Raw genomic sequence first — 18331 nt, 5'->3', positions numbered from 1 at the left:
GGCTACCTCTAGCGTCATGGGCATGACGATGAACGCGATCAGCCGCTCCCAGATCTACGTCCTCGACCAGGACGCCGCGCTTGACTTCTACGTCAACAAGCTCGGCATGGAGGTCAACACCGACCAGGACCTCGGCTTCATGCGGTGGCTCACTGTCAACCTGCCCGGCGACCCGGAGCGCGAGATCCTGTTGGAGAAGCCCGGCCCGCCCGCACTGGACCCGGCCACCGCCGAGCAGGTCCGGGAGCTGCTCACCAAGGGTGCCCTCGGCGGGTACCTCTTCATGACCACTGACGACGCCCGCAAGACGCACGAGGACCTTGTGGCGAAGGGCGTCGAGATCACGGACGAGCCGACCGAGCGCCCGTACGGGATCGACTTCGGCATCCGGGACCCGTTCGGCAACCGGATCCGCATCGGCCAGATGTTCCCCCGGGCGTAGCGGGCGTGCGGTCAGCCGGGCTGCGGCGTTAGGACCGGGAGGTACGGGGTCGAACTCGTACCTCCCGGTGTGTTGAGGTGGGGATCATGGTGACCCGACTGCTGTACCTGGCCCGACACGCCGAGCAGGATCTCTCCGAGCCGAGTGGGCCGGACGCCGGCGAACCGGATACCGGCCTGTCGGAGCGCGGCCGGCGGCAGGCCACCCTGCTGGGCGAACGCCTGGGGGCCCGACGGTTCGCCGCCGTCCACCACGGGCCGCTGCGCCGGGCCGCGCAGACCGCCGAGCTGGTCGCCAAGTCGCTGCCCGATGTCCCGGTGTACGAGACGGAGCTGGCCGGCGACCACCTCCCACACGACACGGACCCGGCTGGGCTGCCGCCCGCGTACGCCGAGTTCCTGACACAGTTCTCGGCGGCCGAGCGGGCCGACGGGCCGCGAGTGACGGCGGACGCGGTGCGCCGGTTCGCCGGTCCGGTGGCCGAGGGTCCCGTCGGCGGCGAACCGGTCCGCGAGCTGGTCGTGACGCACAGTTTCCTGATCGCCTGGCTGGTGCGGCACGCCCTCGACGCGCCGGAGTGGCGCTGGCTGGGCTTGAACGCGCACAACGCGGGGCTGACCGTCATCCGCTACAGCGCGGCCGGGCCGCCGAATCTGATCACCGTCAACGACGTGGCCCACCTGCCGCCGGAGCTGCGGGGCACCGGCCTGCCCCCGGACTATCTGACGTAGGACGCGGTGGTCCGCAGCAGCAGCTTGACCACCGCCTGGGTGGCAGGCGGTGGCGGCCCGTCGGTCGGGCAGTCGACGTACGCGGTGTCGTTGCTGGCCACGGTGAGGCGGTAGTTCATCACGTCCGCGCAGTTGGTCGCGGTGGTGGGTCGCTGCGCCTCGCTGGCGAGCCGGGGGTCGGCGGTCAGGCCCGCGAGGGTGGCCTGGTCGGCTGGTGAGAGCCGGCCGTTGCGCCGACTGCCGGCCCGGTCCGTCACGGTCCACCTACCGTCCGGCTCGACGGCGATGGAGTCACCGCGCCCGGCGAAGCCACCGGAGATTCGCAGCGTCACTCGGGGGGCCGCACCGCTGGCTTCGGCGCTGACCGTGGGTGCGGCGGTCGGGGGCGGAGCGCCGGTGGTCGGAGCGGGCAGGTTCGTGCCGGGGCTGTTCGGCGGCTGGTCAGGGTTGCTACCGGCCCGGTCAGCGCTGGTGCAGCCGGCCAGGAGGGCGGCCAGTAGCGCGATCGTGACGCCGGTGATCGGGGCGGGTCTCATGGTCGTCGGACGCGTGGTTCAGGGTGTTGGTTCCCTCGTCAAGACCCATCATCCGTTCGGCCATTGCCGATGTCTGGAAGCAGTCGAGGGCTTTTCTCTTCACGCATGTATCGCTATATCTACATGTGTGACTACCCCCGTCACACTCTTCTCCTTCCAGGAGGGCACGTGAAACGACCTCTTGCCGCAGTCAGCGCAGCGCTGCTCACCAGCGGCCTGCTGACCTGCGTCGTCACCACGGCGCACGCGGCTCCGCCCAACTCGCCGGACGCCTCCGCCGTGGCCCGAGCGGCAACCGTCCTACAGACGAACCCCGGCGCGGTCCAGGGTTCGAGCGCCGAGTCCTACCAGGTGCACAGCACCAAGGTTGACCCCAGTGGCGCCGCGCACACCCGCTACACCCGGACCTACCAGGGCCTGCGGGTGTACGGCGGCGACTTCGTCATCCACACCGCGCCAAACGGTACGTACGCCGGCAGTTCGGTCGGGCTGGCCGCCCCGCTGACCCTCGCCACCTCGGCCAGGACCACCGCGGCAGCCGCGAAGAAGGCCGCCAGCTCCCGGTTCGCCGGTAAGGCCGAGACGGTGGGCACGCCGGAACTGTTCGTGGACGCCAGTTCCGGACAGGGTCGGTTGGCCTGGGAGACCGTGGTCAGCGGATGGCAGCCCGACGGGCAGACCCCGTCCCGGCTGCACGTGATCACCGATGCCACCACGGGTGCGGCCGTCGGTGCGTTCGACGAGATCGAGTCGGTGACCGGCACGGGCAACAGCCTCTACTCGGGCACGGTGAGCATCGACACGACGCTCTCCGGCAGCACCTACCAGCTTGTCGATCCCTCGCACGGCAACGGGTCGACCTGCGACATGAACAACGGCACGTCGAGCTGCACCACCTTCACCGACGCGGACAACACCTGGGGCACCGGGGCCACCTCCAGCCGGCAGTCAGCAGGCGTGGACGCCCACTTCGGCGCCGCCAAGACGTTCGACTACTTCAAGAACACCCACGCCCGCAACGGCATCTTCGGCAACGGCACCGGCGTGCCGAGCCGGGTGCACTACGGCAACAACTACGTGAACGCCTTCTGGGACGGCTCCCGGATGACGTACGGCGACGGCTCGGGCAACTCCCGCCCGCTTGTCGCGCTCGACGTGGCCGCGCACGAAATGAGCCACGGCGTGACTGAGAACGTGGTTCCCGGTGGTCTGACCTACTCCGGCGAGTCCGGTGGTCTGAACGAGGCGACAAGCGACATCTTCGGCAACATGGTCGAGTTCTACGCCAACACCACTGCCGACCCGGGCGACTACCAGGTCGGCGAGAAGATCAACATCAATGGCAACGGGACACCGCTGCGCTACATGTACAACCCGTCGCTTGACGGCTCCTCGGACAGCTGCTGGTCCACCAGCACGAAGAACAAGGACGTGCACTACTCGTCCGGCGTCGCCAACCACTTCTACTTCAACCTCGCCGAGGGAACCGGGGCCACCGCGTACGGCACCTCACCCGTCTGCGGTTCCGCCCCCGCCGTGACCGGCATCGGCCGCGCCAAGGCCGAGAAGATCTGGTTCCGGGCGCTCGACGTCTACTTCACCTCGAACACGGCGTACGTCAGCTCCAGCAACCCGGCGAACACCGCCCGCGCCTACAGCCTGCGGGCGGCCACCGACCTGTACGGCAGCTGCTCCACCGAGTACAAGGCCGTGCAGTCCGCGTGGACCGCGGTGAACGTGGCCGGCAACGACACGCCCTGTTCGACCGGCAACGACTTCTCCGTGGCGCTGTCGCCGACCGCAGGCTCGGTGAACCCGGGCAGCTCGGTCTCCACCACCGTGTCGACCGCCACCACCAGTGGCTCGGCGCAGACGGTGACGTTCTCCGCGTCCGGCCTGCCCAGCGGGGCGAGCGCCGCGTTCAGCCCCGCCTCGGTGACCTCGGGCGGCTCGTCCACCCTCACCATCAGCACGTCGGCGAGCACGCCGCCGGGCACCTACTCGGTCACCGTGAACGGAGCGGGCGCGGTCACCCGCAGCGCCACCTACACGTTGACCGTGAACGGCACCGGCGGCGGCTGCACCGCCCCGGGGCAGAAGCTGGCCAACCCGGGCTTCGAGTCCGGCGCGACCGGCTGGTCGGCCAGCTCCGGGGTGATCACCAGCTCCAGCAGCCAGGCAGCCCGCACCGGGTCCTGGAAGGCGTGGCTGAACGGGTACGGCACCAGCCGTACCGACACCCTCGCCCAGTCGGTGAGCCTGCCGACCGGCTGCTCGTCGTACACGCTCAGCTTCTGGCTGCACATCGACTCGGCCGAGACCACCACAAGCGTCGCGTACGACACGCTGCGCGTGCAGGTGCTGAACTCGGGCGGAACGGTGCTGGCCACGCTGGCGACCTACTCGAACCTGAACAAGGCCACCGGCTACAGCCAGAAGTCCTTCTCGCTGGCGTCGTACGCCGGTCAGACCGTCAGTCTGAAGTTCACGGGCGTGGAGGACTCCTCGCTCCAGACGTCGTTCGTGGTCGACGACACCGCGATCAACGTGTCCTGACCTGACGGCCCACGCGCGGGCCCGACGGCCACCCCTCACGGTGGTCGTCGGGCCCGCGTCGTTATGGTCGCGGCAGCGGGGCGATGACGCTGGCGGGCAGAGCGGCGGCGCCGCACAGGTGACGCTGGGAAGGGGCATACGTGTCGGACGCGGAGTTGACAGTCGAGGTGACCGGGCCGGTCGCCACCGTCGTCATCAGCAACCCGGCCCGGCGCAACGCCATGACCGCGGCCATGTGGCGTCAGCTCCCCGAACTGCTCGACCGGCTGGAGCCCGACCCCGACGTACGGGCGTTGGTGCTCACCGGCGCAGGCGATGCCTTCTGCGCGGGTGCGGACCTCGGTGACCTGGCCGAGTTGCTGGACGCCGGTGACGCCAGCATCGCGGTCGCCGCCGAGGAACGGCTGGCCCGGTTCGCCAAGCCGACGATCGCGGCCATCCGGGGTGCCTGCGTCGGCGGTGGGGCACAGCTCGCAGTTGCCTGCGACCTGCGGATCGCCGCGGACGACGCCCGTTTCGGCGTACCGCCGGCCCGGCTCGGGCTTGTCTATCCGGCGCCGACGACACGCCGGCTGGCCCGGCTCGTCGGCCCGTCCGCCGCCAAGCACCTCCTGTTCACCGCCGAACTGGTCGACGCCGAGCGCGCCCTGCGGATCGGCCTGGTCGACGAGGTGCTGCCAGCCGACCGGCTCGCCGCGCGGGTGGACGAGCTGACCGCGACGATCGCCCTGCGGTCTCCGCTGAGCATCGCCGCCGCCAAGGAGATCATCGACAATCGCGCCGAGCCCGCCCGGATCGCCTGGTGGCACCGGAAGGTGACGACGACCGGCGAGGCCCGGGAAGGGGTCGCGGCGGTGACCGAGCGGCGTACGCCCCGCTTCGCCTGGCAGCCACCGACCGACGCCTGACCCGGCAGGGTTTCGGCCGCCGCCGTCGATGGGTAGATCCCGCTCCACACGGTGATCGGGGGACCACTATGGACGCGACAGCGATGAATCCGGACCGGAACGACCGTCGACTTCGTCTGATACTCGGTTTCGTGCTGCTGCCCGCCGTGGTCGGCGCGCTCGCGGTCGGTGTCGCGATGGGTGGCCAGAACACCGGCATCTTCGACGGTGACCCGCCGGGCTGGGCCAGCAACCTGGGACTCGTCCTGGTGATCCTCGGAGTCATCGTCGAGGTGGCCGCAGTCGTCCGGGCCGTACGCACCGGCCGCTACCGGGCCGCCCGGCGGTCGCCATTGTTGGCGCTGAGTTGGTCGCATCGCCGACGGCTGGCGCGCCAGGTTCGACACGGCAAGCCCGAGGCGGACGAAGACCCGGCCCTCCTCGTCGAGACCGCCCGACAGTTCGCCGGCCAGCGCTGGTTCGTGCTGCTGGTCGCCGGGTTGGCGATGACGAGCGTCGGTCAGGCGTTCCTCGCGTTCGCACCATTCTTCGCGGTGATCGGTGGGTTGCTGCTGGTGATCTGGGCGGTGCTGATCGTGTCGGTCGTCCGAAACGCCCGCCGGGGCGAGGCGTTCCTGCGCGCCCATCCGGATCTGCGCGGACGGTAGCCGCAACCCGCTCCCACCCATCGCAACACCTCGATCCCGGGTATCCCGGACTCAGGCCGGTACGGCAGGCTGTCCGTCGTGCAGCGTGATCAGTTGCTTGCGGGCCGCTACCGGCTCCTCGAGCGCCTCGGCAGTGGCGGCATGTCGGCGGTGCATCGGGCGTACGACGAGGTGCTCGAACGCGACGTGGCGGTGAAGGTGCTGGTCGCCGCGGACACCAACGCCCGGCAGCGGATCCGGGGCGAGGCCAAGGCCGCGGCCCGGCTGTCGCACCCGCACGTCACCAGCGTCTACGACTACGGCGAGTCGGTGGTGGACGGTGCCGAGGTCCCGTTCGTGGTGATGGAATTGCTCGGCGGTCACACCCTGGAGCGCCGGTTGGTGGTCGGGCCGTTGCCCCCGCGCGCCGGTCTGCGGGTGTGTGCCGAGGTGGCTTCGGCGCTCGCCGCAGCGCACGACCAGGGATTGGTGCACCGCGACATCAAGCCGGCCAACGTGATGCTCACGCCGACCGGTGCGAAGGTGCTCGACTTCGGCATCGCGGCAGCCGCCGGCGCGCCGGAGATCGACTTTGAGGGACGGCTGATGGGCACGCCGGCGTACCTGGCGCCGGAGCGGTTGCAGGCTGGCGAGGTGCGGCCGGCCAGCGACGTGTACGCCCTCGGCCTGCTGCTGTACCGGGTGCTCACCGGCCGGTTGCCGTGGCCCGCCGAGGCGCAGACCCGGATGGTCCGCGCGCACACGCCCGTCGAACCGGACCCGCTGCCCGCCCTCGACGGCGTGCCGCCCGAGGTGCACCGCCTCTACCGCTGGTGCCTGGCCGCCGACCCCGCCGATCGGCCACCGGCCACCGACGCGGCCCGCATACTGCTCGCCGCTGCCAGCGGGGCCGCCCCCGAGGCAGCTGCCGTCGCCGCCCAACCGGCGGCCGACGTCGCCAAGCAGACCAGCCCTGCCAGCACCGAACAGACCAGCACCGAACAGACCAGCACCGAGCAGGCCGGCACCGAGCAGGCCGGCACCGAGCAGACCAGCATCGGGCCGACCAGAGCCAGGCCGGCGGGTGCCGGAACGACGGGTGATTCGGCGGTGCGGATGAGGCGCGGGCCGTGGCGTCGGGGGCGAGCCATTCTGACCGTCGGCGGAGCCGTGATCGCCGCCGTGGCGCTCGCCGGGTCGCTCGGTGACTTCAGCAATCGACAGGGACAGAGCGCCGCGCCGACCGGCAGCGGCCCCGGCACCACCACGGTGGGGATGCCGCGCACCGAGGACCCGACCGACGCGGCCGATGCCGGACCGGCCGTCGTACCGACGACCAGGAGAGGCTCGCCCGCCACCCGGACCAGCTCTCCGGCCGGTCCGGGCGTGACAGCGGTCCCGGGCCCGACGACCACCACCGCCGGACCGCCCCCGGCCGCGCCGACCCCGACACCTGGCGTCGGCGTACCGGTCGACGCGCTCGGCGGGACGGTCACCGCCCGCTGCGTGGGGAAGTCGGTCGAGGTGCTCAGCGTGGCGCCCGCACCCGGTTTCCGAGCCGAGGGGTACGACCCGGGGCCGGCAAAGCAGATCGTGGTCGAGCTGACCTCCCCGGAGCACCGCAGCGAGATCAGGGTTCAGTGCCCCAACGGCCAGTTGAGGCCGAAGGTCAAGGAACGCGCCGCCTGATCGGGGGCCGGCGGGTGCCGCGCCCGGGTCGTACCCGGGACGCGGCCCCCCGTTCCCGCCGGCCGGTCCGTCACCGCCCAGCCAACGCCGCCCAGCCCGGGTTCACCGGCTCCCGGCGCAGCGGCATGCCCGCCTCCGCCGGCGTCCGGTCCCCCTTGCGCTGGTTGCAGGCGTAGCAGGCGGCGGTGGTGTTCCGCCAGGTGTTCCGGCCGCCGCGCGAGCGGGGCAGGATGTGGTCGATGGTGGAGGCCGGGCCGCCGCAGTACGCGCAGCACCTGTCGTCGCGGCGCAGCACACCGGCCCGCGACCAGGCCGGCCCGGAGTTGAACCTCCACCGGGTGACGACGAAGCGGACCAGCCGCACCACCCGGGGCATCGGGAAGACCCCGATCACCCGGTCCGGCTCGGCCTCGTGGATCTCGGCCACCCGGTGGCAGAGCATGCGGACGGCGTGTTGGACGGTGACCCGGTGCAGCGGGCCGAGGTCGGCGTTGATGACGAGGACGGCATCCACCGGGACTCCTTTCCAGATGGTGACGGACAGCAGGAAGCCGCCCGGTCCGGCTGTCGGACGGGGCGGCTCAGCGCGTCAGGACACGCGTCAGTCGGGCCGGCCCGCCCGGGGACCTTCCGCTCGGTAACCGTCACCGGGCAGCGTCGACAGCACGATGCTGATGTGCCACATCGTCATGAGCTGCTCCCGCGGTAGTGGTTGACCTTGCGCGCTCACGGTAGGTCGACCCGGGAGACACGGGCAACGTATTTCGATCGGCCGGCCCCGTCGGGACGCCGCTGGCGGCGGGTGCGGGGAACCGCTCTGGCCGAGACCTGGGCGGTGGTCAGCGGTCGGTTCAGCCGCAGAGCCATCCGTGTGGTGAGTTCGCTGTCCAGCAGCGGTCGGTTGACCTCACCGGCGACGGACAGCGCGGGCCCGGAGACCGACCGCCAGATCGCGGCCAGCCCTGCGCCGAGACCCACCAGGGCCACTGTGGCCCGGGTGGTCGGTGAGCCGGCGGCCGCGGCGGCACTCACCCCGACCACCGCGAAGAGCACGAGCAGCAGGGGTACGAGCACCGGCCAGAAGATGCCTCGGGCCGCCTGCGCCACCAGTCGCCGGTCTCGGATGATCAGGTTCCGGGCGATCACCGCGTAGTCCTCCTCGTCGAGCAGGTCGCGCGGGTGCAGGCCGCCGGTGAGCACGTCACGCCAGAGGTCACCTTGGCCGCGCAGCGCCCGGCTCAGCGTGGCGGGCGTCGGCTCGGTCGGGTCCCCGTGGCCGGCGCGGTCGACGGCGCTCGCCCAGGCGGCCAGCGAGCGGCGCACCACAGCGGCCGAGTACGGCGGCAGCACGCTGGCCAACTCGTCCAGCCACCGGCTGATCTGGACCTGCCGGCCGCCGAACTGCCGCAGCAACTGCGTGACGTCGCCGGCCCGGACGGTGTCGGCCACTGACCGGCCCAGTCGGTAGGCGAGCCCGACCCGGTGGTTGGCGGCCATCGCCCAGCGCAGCACCTCCACGTTGAGGTCGTCGAGGGCGAGCAGCAGCGGCACCGGGTCGGCGGGGTCGGGCTGGCCCAGGTCGGGGAGCAGGGCTCGGGCGGCCGACGTGTCGGGTACCGGCCCGGTGTGCCGGGTGAGGTCGGCGATCTGGGCCAGGGCGACGTCCACCCCGTCGAGGTACATCCGCATCCGACGGTGGGCGGACATCTCGGTGAGGTTGGAGAGTTTGGCCGGCGGTACGGCCGGGCGGGCCTCGACGAAGGCGTTGGGCTCCGCGTGCTGCCCGTGGTGGTAGGCGTCCGCCATCCACCAGCCCAGCCGGAGCGCGGTGACGATGCAGGCGCGCTCGTCGCGGATCAGCGGGTACGCGTCGTCGCGGCCGATCTCGTCCGTCGACGAGCCGTTCTCCGCGCCGGCGCGGTGCAGTGGTGACATCTCCCGCTGCCCTCCCGCCCGGCCGATCGACGGTTGATCATTCGAGCGTACGGCAGCGTGGCGTGGCTTATGTCATGTTTTGTCGATTTGGCTTCGTGCGGCCGGCCAGCAGGCCGCGCGGTCGGATCGAGCGCACCGGCTCGGCCGCGCCACCCTCGGCGCGCAGGATGTGGTTCGCGGCGATGATCCCGGTCGCGGCCGAGCGTTCCATCAACGCGCTCGGGAAGTCCGTGGCGATGCCGTCGCCCGCCAGGTAGAGGCCGATCGCGTCGGTGCGTACCCCCGGTCGCCACGCGTGGCTGCCCGGCGTGAAAGCCGGCGCCTGCGCCTCCACCCGGGCCCGCAGCTCGCGAACCCGCAGGTCGCCGGCCTCCGGCCAGAGCGCGACCAGCTCGCGGCGCATCCGCTCGGCCAGCTCATCGGCCGGCACGCCAGGCTCGCAGGCGTACGCGTGCAGCTCGACGACGGAGCCGCCGGTCTGCTGCGCCCAGCGCCGCGACTCGTTCTCCAGCCGGTGGTAGAGCGTCACCGAGTCCAGAGTGGGCTGCCGGGACACGCCGCTGAACACCGCCCGTTCGGCGGACACGTCCCCGTCACACCAGTACCGCGCCACCGCGTACGGCGGGCCGGGGGTGCCGAAGGCCGGCATCCGTGCCGCCAGCTCGGGTGCCTGCTCGGCCAGGTCCGGAGAGGCCGCCACCAGCGCGGCGAGCGCAGGCGGGTCGACGGCGAGCACGACGTGACCCGCCGGATGGCTGCCGCCGTCGGTGGTCGTCACCCGCCACCCCTCGGCGTCGCGGTGCACCCCGGTGGCGGCGCAGCCGGTGAGGACCCGGCCGCCGTGCTTCTCCACGTGCCGGGTCAGCGGCTCCCAGATCGCCGTGGCGTAGTCCTCGTCGGGGCAGTCGAAGGCCAGCCCCTCCGGGTTGCCGAGCAGATAGAAGTGGAACTGGGCGACCATCTCGGCGGCCGACATCTCCGCCTCATGGTTGAAGAACGAGTGCGAGAAGACCTCGAACAGCATCGCCCGAGCCCGGTCCGGCAGCCGCAGCGACGCCAGCAACTCGTCGGCTGTGGTGTCGTCCAGGTCCGCGTAGGTGCGCACCGGGTCATAGCTGAGCAGCGGCAGCGCCGCGTCCCGGTCCATCAGTCGCAGGTCGGCCAGGCGCAGGCTGGGGCTGCGCAGCAGCAGCGCCAGCAGGTTCGCCGGTGGCGCGGGCGGCAACCTGCCGAACTCCTCGGTCGGCCACTGCTCGCTGAGAATCGGGTAGCCCGGAATCGGCTTGAGGAAACCCAGGTCATTGTCGATCCGGCGAAGGATGGACCGCCAGTTGTAGTACTGCCGGAAGAACGCGTGGAAGCCGTGCTCGTTCTGCTGGCTGCCGTCGGCGAGCGCCTCCGGCCAGGCACCCAGCCGACCACCGAGGGTGGGTGCCGCCTCCAGCACCGTGACCGCCACACCCCGCTCGGCCAACACCACCGCCGCCGACATCCCGGCGATGCCGCCACCCACCACCAGCGCCGTGGTCGGTCGCGGCACCCGGTCGGCGCCACCGCCGCCCGGGTCCACCTGGTGCTGCCGTACGCCGATCAGCCGACCTACCACTTGCGACAGCGCCATGGGCCCAGTCTGCCCCACCTCGGCTCAGTCGGCTGGCAAGCAACGGCGGGGACGGTCGGAGGCCGGCCAGACGTACTCCAGGTTCTCCGGCACGTCGTCGCCGAACAGCGGGCGGTAGTGCGCCGGGTCCTTGCGCAGCAGCGACGAGCGGTGACTGAGGTGCAGGTCGTCGCGGCCCAGCCACGGTGGCAGCTCACCCGCCCGGGCCAGCTCGTCCTGGGTGCGTACGACGCCCGCCCCGCAGGCGTCGGCGAGGTCGACGGTCATGGTGGTGGCGCAGGTGTCGGCCCGCCCCGGTTCGGTCCAGACCGCGCACATGTCCAGCCCGTAGCGGACGAGCGCCTCCTCGTACCCGGCCCACATCTTCACGGCCGGGTGGTTGCGCCAGCCGTACCCGGGTCGGGTGAGCCCGCGCAGCACCTGGATGGCCTCCACCCGCTGCTTGCCGAGCCGCTTCTGGTCCAGCGTGCGGGCGCTGGCCAGGAAGCCCGGGTACGGGAGGAACGTCTGCATGCCGCTGCTCTACCCGTCGCCGGGGCGGACATACCTGGCCGCGGAATGATCCGGACGGGGTCGCCCAGGGTGGCAGTGCTGATTACGATCCGGGCATGGCGGAGCCGTGGCGGGACCGGGCGCGACGGGCGGTCGAGTGGAACTGGCGAGTGCGGTCCGTCGGTGATCCGCGCCCGCACTACGTGATCTGTGGCAGGGACGCGCTCGCCTACTACGTGGCCCGGGCGATGCTCGAATCCGAGCTGCCGGTCGGTGGGGCCCGGGTGACAGTCGTGGTGCCGGAGCGTTACCGCAGCAACGGGCCGGACGTGGCCGGGCTGCGCGGGGTCCGGGTGGTCCGCTCGGACCGGCTGGATGTGGCCACCTTCGAGGCCGCCGGTCTGGCCGGCGCGACCGGGCTGGCCCTGTTGCACCAGGACGACGTGGGCAACCTGCACGCCGCGCTCTGCGCCCAGGCCGTCGACCAGCGGGTCCGCCAGGTGCTGCGGATGTTCAACGGCACCCTCGCCGACGGTGTGCGCAAGCTGCTCAAGGCCCCGGTCGAGGTGCTCTCCGACGCCGAGATGGCCGCGCCGGCCTTCGTGGCCGCCGCGCTCAACGAGGTCGACCCGAGTTCCTTCCAACATCGGGACAAGACGCTGCGGGTGGCGCGTCGGGCCGACGTCCGACCGCAGGACGTGGTCTGCGCGTTGGCGCACCTGAGCGAGGCGCGGGGGGTGGAGCTGCTGCCGGCCGAGCAGGCCGGGGCCGACCTGGTGCTGGCCGAGGCGACCGGTCAGCCGCCGGGCACCGAGGTCGCCGCCCGTCGGCTGGTCCGGGCCCGCCGCCGGCGTCGCCCGGTCACTGTGGTGCTGGGAGCGGTACGCGGCTTCGCCACCCGCAAGATCGGCATCGCGGTGATGCTGGTGCTCGCGGTGATCGCTGTGCTCGGGGCCCTGATCTCCCGCGCCGAGGACGTGTCGCCGTTGGAGGCGCTGTACCTGACGCTGGTCACCACGCTCAGCGGGGCCGACCCGGACACTGCCAAGGCGGCGGACGCGCAGATCATGCAGGTGGTGCTCAACCTGGCCGGGTTGGCGCTGATCCCACTGATCACCGCCGTCGTGGTGGACGGCATCGTCAACGCCCGACTGGCCCTGCACACCGGCCGCCTGCAACCCGCGCGGGTCGGGCACGTGGTGGTGATCGGTCTGGGCAACGTCGGCACCCGGGTGATGGCGCAGCTACGCGAGTACGACGTCGAGGTGGTGGCCATCGACAAGGATCCGGAGCCGCGCGGTGCCGCCCTGGCCCGCCAACTGGAGGTGCCGCTGATTGTCGGCGACGCCGCGTTGCCGGAGACACTCGCCTCCGCCTCGGTGGCCGACTGTCAGGCGCTGGTGGTGGCGTCCACCGACGACGTGGCCAACCTGGAAGCGGCCCTCGCCGCCCGCGACCTCCGCGCCGACCTGCGGGTGGTGCTGCGGCTCTTCGACGGTGACTTCGCCGAACGGGTGGAGGAGACCTTCGCGCTCGGGGTGTCCCGCTCGGTCTCCTACCTGGCCGCCCCGGCCTTCATCGGGGCGCTCACCGAACGCGCCGTGATCAGCACCATCCCGGTCGACCGGCACGCGCTCCCGGTCGCCGAGGTGCCGGTCGCTGCCGGCTCCGAGTTGGACGGTCGACCGCTGGACGCGGTCAACCGGGACGGGCAGGTCCGGTTGATCGCCCGCACCCCGGCCGGCGGCGCCAGGACCATCTGGTGGAAGGACCTCGACCCCCGCCAGGTGATCTTCGCCGGCGATCGGCTGACCGTCGTCGCCCGGCGGCGCGGGCTGGACTGGCTGACGCGCCAGTGCGCCCCGCCAACCCACCCGGAGCCGGTCACCCGACCTGGCGGGTCGGTCCACGGCGGAGTGCACACCCCAGCGACGGCGTCTCCCTCCGTGCCGGGGCAGACGGGCCCGGGGGTCGGCGCGGCACATCCCGTCCCTCCGAGTGGCGATGTGCCCGCGACGACCAACGGTGTCCAACCCGACGAACGTGAGCTGACCCGCCGGCATGACGGGGTCGGCGAGGTGAGCTGACAGCACCCGACGCAGCCGGAACCGGCCGGCACTGAGCGACAATCCATGGCATGCGTTTCCGCATCCTGGGTCCGACCCAGGTCGTGCTGGCCGACGGGCGAGAGGTGCCCGTGGGCGGGCCTCGGCTGCGCGCCCTGCTGGCGCTCCTCCTGCTCGACGCGGGTCGGGTCGTCTCCGCCGACCGACTGATCGACGGCTTATACGGCGAGCACCCGCCCCGAGGTGCGGCGAACGCGCTTCAATCCCAGGTGTCGCGACTGCGCCAGGCCCTGCCCGCCGGGCACGACCCGGTCGAGTTCCACCCGGCCGGTTACCGCCTGGCGGTGGATCCCGACGACGTCGACGCGTACCGCTTCGAACGGCTCGCCGAGGCGGGACGCCGCGCGCTCGTCGACGGCGACTGGCCCCGCGCGGCGGCGGTGCTGCGCGAGGCGCTGGAGCTGTGGCGTGGTCCCGCCCTGGCCGATGCCATCGACGCAGCCGGCGTGCCCGCCCAGGCCGCCCGGCTGGACGAGCTGCGGTTGGCCGCCATCGAGGATCGGGTCGAGGCGGACCTGGCGTTGGGCGCACCGAGCGCCCTGATCGCGGAGCTGCGGGAGGTGGTCGTCGCGCATCCCCTGCGGGAGCGCTCGCGGGGCCAGCTCATGCGTGCCCTGGCGGCACTGGGTCGGCCGGCGGAGGCGCTGGCCGAGTTCGAGGACGCCCGGCACACGCTGGCCGAGCAGCTCGGCGTCGACCCGTCGGCGGAGCTGGCCGCCGTTCACCTGGCGGTGCTGCGCGGGGCGGAACGCGGATCGGCCGAACCGGTGCTGCCGAGTCAACTCACCACCTTCGTCGGGCGCGAGGAGGAGCTCAAGCGCGTCGGCGACCTGCTCGGAGAGCGGCGGCTGGTCACCCTCACCGGTCCCGGGGGCGCGGGCAAGACGCGCCTGGCGATCGAGGCCGCGAGCCGGGTCGACGGGGAGGTCCGTTTCGTCGAGCTGGCCGGGCTGGCCGACGGTTCTGATGTTCCGCAGGCGGTGCTGAGCGCGCTCGGCCTGCGTGACGCGGGCCTGCGTGCACCGGCCGAACCGGGCTGGCAGACCACCGACCGGTTGGTCGAGGCGCTGGCCGAGCGGCGGCTGCTGCTGGTGCTCGACAACTGCGAGCACGTCCTCGTCGACGCGGCCCGGCTGGCGGCCCGGCTGCTGAGCGCGTGCCCGGCGTTGCGCGTCCTGGCCACCAGTCGGGAGCCGCTGGGGTTGGCCGGTGAGGCGCTGTGCCCGCTGTCCGGGCTCAGCCTGCCACCGCTCGGGGCGTCCGCGCCGGACGCCGACGACTACGCGGCGGTTGGTCTCTTCGCCCAACGGGCCGCCGACGTCGCGCCCGACTTCACCGTCACGCCGGCCAACGTCGAGGTGGTGCTGCGGATCTGCCGCAGCCTGGACGGCCTGCCGCTGGCGATCGAGTTGGCCGCCGCGCGGCTGCGGGCGTTGCCCGTCGCCGAGGTGGCCGCCCGTCTCGACGACCGGTTCCGGCTGTTGTCGACGGGCAACCGGGCCGCGTCGCCGCGACACCGCACCCTGCGGGCCGTGGTCGAGTGGAGTTGGGATCTGCTCGACGACGCCGAACGCCACGTGGCCCGACGGCTGACCGTCTTCGCCGGTGGAGCCACGCTGGAGGCGGCCGAGCGGGTCTGTGGCCTGCCCACCGCCGAGTTCGTCGACGCGCTCACCGGTCTGGTCGACAAGTCCTTCGTGGAGATGACGGGTGGCCGGTACCGGATGCTCGAAACGGTGCGGGCCTTCTGCGCCGAGCGTCTCGCCGAGGCCGGCGAGGCCGACCAACTGCGTCGCGCGCACACCGCGTACTTCCTGGAGTTCGCCTGGACCGCCAGCGACCACCTCCGGTGCGCGGAGCAACTGCACTGGCTGCGACTGCTGGACGCCGAACGGGACAACCTGCACGCGGCGTTGCGTCGGGCCACCGCGGCCGGCGACGCGTCCGACGCGGCCGGAATGGTCGCGGCCCTGTCGTTCTACTGGTGGCTGCGCGGCATGCGCGGGGAAGGGGCGCGGCTCGCCGCGGACGTCCTCGAACTGCTCGGCACCGAGGCGTCACCGGGGATGGCTGAGGAGTTCGCCCTCTGCGTCTACAACGCCTCACTCGCAGGCGTCGGCCACCTGCCGACCGTCGGGACGCAGTCGTCGGTGATCCGCAGCCTCGACCGGGCGCCCCGACAACCGTTCCTGCTGTACCTGTCGGGGATCTCGACCGGGCCGCCGTCCGGCGGCGCCGAGGATGTCGACGAGCTGATGAGGGAGTTGCGGCGGCTGGTCGGCTCGGACCCGTGGATCAACGCCCTCGGCGCGATGGGCGGCGGCGCGGCCCTGATGTGGAGCGACCAGCGGGACCGGGCCAGGATGGCGCTGACCACAGCGCTCGACGGCTTCCGCGGCACCGGGGACCGGTGGGGCACCATGATCACGCTCGGTGCGCTCGGCGAACTGGCCGCCTGGCAGGGCGATGCGGAGACCGCTGGCGCCCACATGGACGAGGCCATGGGGTTGGTCGAGGCACTCGGGTCGGCTGTCGACCAGGCCGACATGCTGCGTACCCGGGGCGAGATAAGGCTGCGCGCCGGTGACCTCGCGGCGGCGCACGACGACTTCGCCGGTGCGCTGCTCCTCGCGCGGCGCAGCGGCGCGCCCGAGTTCGTGGCCAGTGCCCGGCTCGGTCTCGCCCAGGTGGCCCGGGTACGCGGGGACCTGGCCGCCGCGAGGCGGTTCTGCGAGGAGGCGTTGGCCGGTGGGCTCACCGGCTGGTACGTCGGCGAGGCCGCCCGCGCGGAGATCGTTCTCGTCCTGAAGGAGATCACCGAGGCGGAGAAGGCCGGTGCGCCGCCGTCAGCGGGCGGTGCGTGACCGGTCAGCGTCGGGCCGCACCGTGGGGGCATGACGACATTCGAGGTGGTCGCCGAGGGTCTGGGCAAGCGGTACGGCCCGACCAGGGCGCTCGACACGTTCGACCTGACCGTGCCGCCCGGCACGGTCCACGGTCTGCTGGGACCGAACGGCGCGGGCAAGACGACTGCCGTACGGATCCTCACCACGCTGCTGCGCTTCGACACGGGTAGGGCCACAGTGGCCGGGTACGACGTGCTGCGCCAGCCGGACGAGGTGCGCGCCCGGATCGGGCTGACCGGGCAGTACGCAGCGGTCGACGAGATCCTCAGCGGCCGGCAGAACCTGGAGCTGTTCGGCCGGCTGTTCCGGCTCGGCCGACGGGAGGCCCGCCGACGCGCCGATGAGCTGCTGGAACGGTTCGGGCTGGACGAGGCGGCGAGCCGGTCCGCCGGTGAGTACTCGGGCGGGATGCGTCGCCGGTTGGACCTCGCCGCCAGTCTGATCCGTACGCCGCGGGTGTTGTTCCTGGACGAGCCGACGACCGGCCTGGACCCGCGCAGCCGCAACCAGGTGTGGGACCTGGTCCGAGGTCTGGTGGCGGACGGGACCACCGTCCTGCTCACCACGCAGTACCTGGAGGAGGCCGATCAGCTCGCCGACCGGATCTCGGTGATCGACGCCGGTCGGGTGGTGGCCGAGGGATCACCGGACCAACTGAAGGCGATGACCGGCGGCGACCGGATCGAGGTGGTGGTCCGCGACGCGGCCGAGCTGAGTCAGGCGGCCCGCCTCGTCGCGCGGATCTGCGGCGCGGAGCCCGAACTCGACCCGGAGGTGCGACGGCTCAGCGTGCCGGTGGTCGATCGCGTCGCCGGCCTGGTCGACGTGGTTCGCGCGCTGGACGACGCCGGCATCGCGGTCGAGGACATCGGCCTGCGGCGGGCGACGTTGGACGAGGCGTTCCTGCACCTGACCGGGCACCGGCCGGATGAGGCCCGCGAGCCGGTCGGGGCCGGACGAAAGGTGGGGATGGCATGACCACGGCGATCGTCGACGGTTGGACGATGACCAGGCGGAACATGACCCACGTGGTTCGCGCGCCGGAGGAGCTGATCCTCTACTTCTCGCTGCCGATCATGTTCGTGCTGGTCTTCGGGTACGTGTTCGGCAGCGGCATGCAGGTGCCGGGTGGCGGCGACTACCGCGAGTTCCTGCTGCCCGGGGTCTTCGTGATGACGATGCTCTACGGGTTGGGGGCCACAGCGACCGGCGTGGCGCTGGACCTCAGCCGGGGTGTGGTCGACCGGTTCCGGTCGATGCCGATGGCACGGTCCGCCCTGATGACCGGTCGCAGCGCCGCCGACCTGCTGCGTGCCCTGCTGGAGATGTCCACCCTCCTGGTGTGTGGCCTGCTCGTCGGATGGCAGTGGCGCGAGGGTGTGGGCAGGGCGTTGCTCGCCGTCGGGCTCCTCCTGCTGCTGCGAGTCGCCATCACCTGGATGGGGATCTACCTGGCGCTTCTGGTCCGCAACCCGGACACCGTCGGCGTCATCGTCTTTCCGGCGGCGTTTCCGCTGACCGCGATCTCCAACGTCTTCGTGTCGCCCGAGCTGATGCCCCCGGTCATCGGGACGATCTCGGAGTGGAACCCGTTGTCGGCCACCGTCGCGGCGATCCGCGAACTGTTCGGCAACCCGGGCCTGGGTGGTGACTCCTGGCCGGCGGAGCACGCGATGCTGTTGGCGGTGCTGTGGCCGGTGCTGCTGATCGCGACGTTCGCCCCGCTGGCCGTGCGCCGCTACCAACGGTTGAGCCGCTGACTC

The 18331-nt window shown here is 72.2% G+C and carries 15 protein-coding genes; 10 read left to right on the top strand and 5 right to left on the bottom strand.

The window, feature by feature from the left end; genetic code table 11:
- Positions 1 to 22: 22 nt before the first annotated feature.
- The gene (locus ACIBEF_RS04000) at positions 23 to 442 is read left to right on the top strand and encodes a VOC family protein (protein WP_088952055.1); all 420 of its coding nucleotides are present in this window, start codon (positions 23 to 25) and stop codon (positions 440 to 442) included.
- 86 nt (positions 443 to 528) lie between these two features.
- Complete coding sequence (locus ACIBEF_RS03995) at positions 529 to 1173, top strand: histidine phosphatase family protein (protein WP_396790981.1); 645 nt, start codon at positions 529 to 531, stop codon at positions 1171 to 1173.
- On the opposite strand, the gene ACIBEF_RS03990 is transcribed toward ACIBEF_RS03995, so the two are convergent.
- The gene (locus tag ACIBEF_RS03990) at positions 1161 to 1709 is read right to left on the bottom strand and encodes a hypothetical protein (RefSeq protein WP_396790979.1); all 549 of its coding nucleotides are present in this window, start codon (positions 1707 to 1709) and stop codon (positions 1161 to 1163) included. The two genes, ACIBEF_RS03995 and ACIBEF_RS03990, sit on opposite strands and share 13 nt — an antisense overlap.
- A gap of 168 nt (positions 1710 to 1877) precedes the next feature.
- Here ACIBEF_RS03990 and ACIBEF_RS03985 point away from each other — a divergent pair, with 168 nt between their 5' ends.
- The 4 genes from ACIBEF_RS03985 (at position 1878) to ACIBEF_RS03970 (ending at position 7488) form a co-directional block, all read left to right on the top strand.
- Entirely contained in the window at positions 1878 to 4265 is a 2388-nt protein-coding gene (locus ACIBEF_RS03985; protein WP_396790977.1) for a M4 family metallopeptidase, read from the top strand.
- A gap of 140 nt (positions 4266 to 4405) precedes the next feature.
- Complete coding sequence (locus ACIBEF_RS03980) at positions 4406 to 5173, top strand: enoyl-CoA hydratase/isomerase family protein (protein WP_396790975.1); 768 nt, start codon at positions 4406 to 4408, stop codon at positions 5171 to 5173.
- A 131-nt stretch (positions 5174 to 5304) separates the two neighbouring features.
- Positions 5305 to 5820, top strand: a complete 516-nt coding sequence (locus ACIBEF_RS03975) for a hypothetical protein (protein ID WP_396790973.1) — start codon at positions 5305 to 5307, stop codon at positions 5818 to 5820.
- 78 nt (positions 5821 to 5898) lie between these two features.
- Positions 5899 to 7488, top strand: coding sequence for a protein kinase (locus ACIBEF_RS03970; RefSeq protein WP_396790971.1), 1590 nt, complete (start codon positions 5899 to 5901; stop codon positions 7486 to 7488).
- Positions 7489 to 7558: 70 nt separating this feature from the next.
- Here ACIBEF_RS03970 and ACIBEF_RS03965 read toward each other — a convergent pair whose 3' ends face one another.
- The 4 genes from ACIBEF_RS03965 to ACIBEF_RS03950 form a co-directional block, all read right to left on the bottom strand.
- On the bottom strand, positions 7559 to 8002 hold the full coding sequence (locus ACIBEF_RS03965) for an HNH endonuclease (protein ID WP_396790969.1): 444 nt from the start codon (positions 8000 to 8002) through the stop codon (positions 7559 to 7561).
- Positions 8003 to 8214: 212 nt separating this feature from the next.
- Positions 8215 to 9423, bottom strand: a complete 1209-nt coding sequence (locus ACIBEF_RS03960) for a hypothetical protein (RefSeq protein WP_396790967.1) — start codon at positions 9421 to 9423, stop codon at positions 8215 to 8217.
- A 67-nt stretch (positions 9424 to 9490) separates the two neighbouring features.
- Positions 9491 to 11044, bottom strand: a complete 1554-nt coding sequence (locus ACIBEF_RS03955) for an FAD-dependent oxidoreductase (protein ID WP_396790965.1) — start codon at positions 11042 to 11044, stop codon at positions 9491 to 9493.
- Between the two features lie 24 nt (positions 11045 to 11068).
- Positions 11069 to 11557 carry an MSMEG_6728 family protein gene (locus tag ACIBEF_RS03950; protein ID WP_396790963.1) on the bottom strand — a complete coding sequence of 163 codons (489 nt, stop codon included), beginning with the start codon at positions 11555 to 11557 and terminating at the stop codon, positions 11069 to 11071.
- A 95-nt stretch (positions 11558 to 11652) separates the two neighbouring features.
- Between ACIBEF_RS03950 and ACIBEF_RS03945 the strand changes: the two genes are divergently transcribed.
- From ACIBEF_RS03945 to ACIBEF_RS03930, 4 genes are read left to right on the top strand one after another with little or no spacing between them, the layout of a single operon-like run.
- The gene (locus ACIBEF_RS03945; RefSeq protein WP_396790961.1) at positions 11653 to 13623 is read left to right on the top strand and encodes a potassium channel family protein; all 1971 of its coding nucleotides are present in this window, start codon (positions 11653 to 11655) and stop codon (positions 13621 to 13623) included.
- A gap of 50 nt (positions 13624 to 13673) precedes the next feature.
- Complete coding sequence (locus ACIBEF_RS03940) at positions 13674 to 16526, top strand: BTAD domain-containing putative transcriptional regulator (RefSeq protein ID WP_396790959.1); 2853 nt, start codon at positions 13674 to 13676, stop codon at positions 16524 to 16526.
- Positions 16527 to 16556: 30 nt separating this feature from the next.
- A complete protein-coding gene (locus tag ACIBEF_RS03935) occupies positions 16557 to 17546 on the top strand; it encodes an ATP-binding cassette domain-containing protein (RefSeq protein ID WP_396790956.1) in 990 nt (329 codons plus the stop codon).
- Positions 17543 to 18328 carry an ABC transporter permease gene (locus ACIBEF_RS03930; RefSeq protein WP_396790954.1) on the top strand — a complete coding sequence of 262 codons (786 nt, stop codon included), beginning with the start codon at positions 17543 to 17545 and terminating at the stop codon, positions 18326 to 18328. Before ACIBEF_RS03935 ends, ACIBEF_RS03930 begins: the two co-directional genes overlap by 4 nt.
- The last annotated feature ends 3 nt before the right edge of the window (positions 18329 to 18331 follow it).

It is taken from the genome of Micromonospora sp. NPDC050795 (genome assembly GCF_044456785.1).
Classification (GTDB): domain Bacteria; phylum Actinomycetota; class Actinomycetes; order Mycobacteriales; family Micromonosporaceae; genus Micromonospora.
Note: the sequence above shows the minus strand (reverse complement) of the source record. Positions and strands in the feature narration are given on the sequence as shown.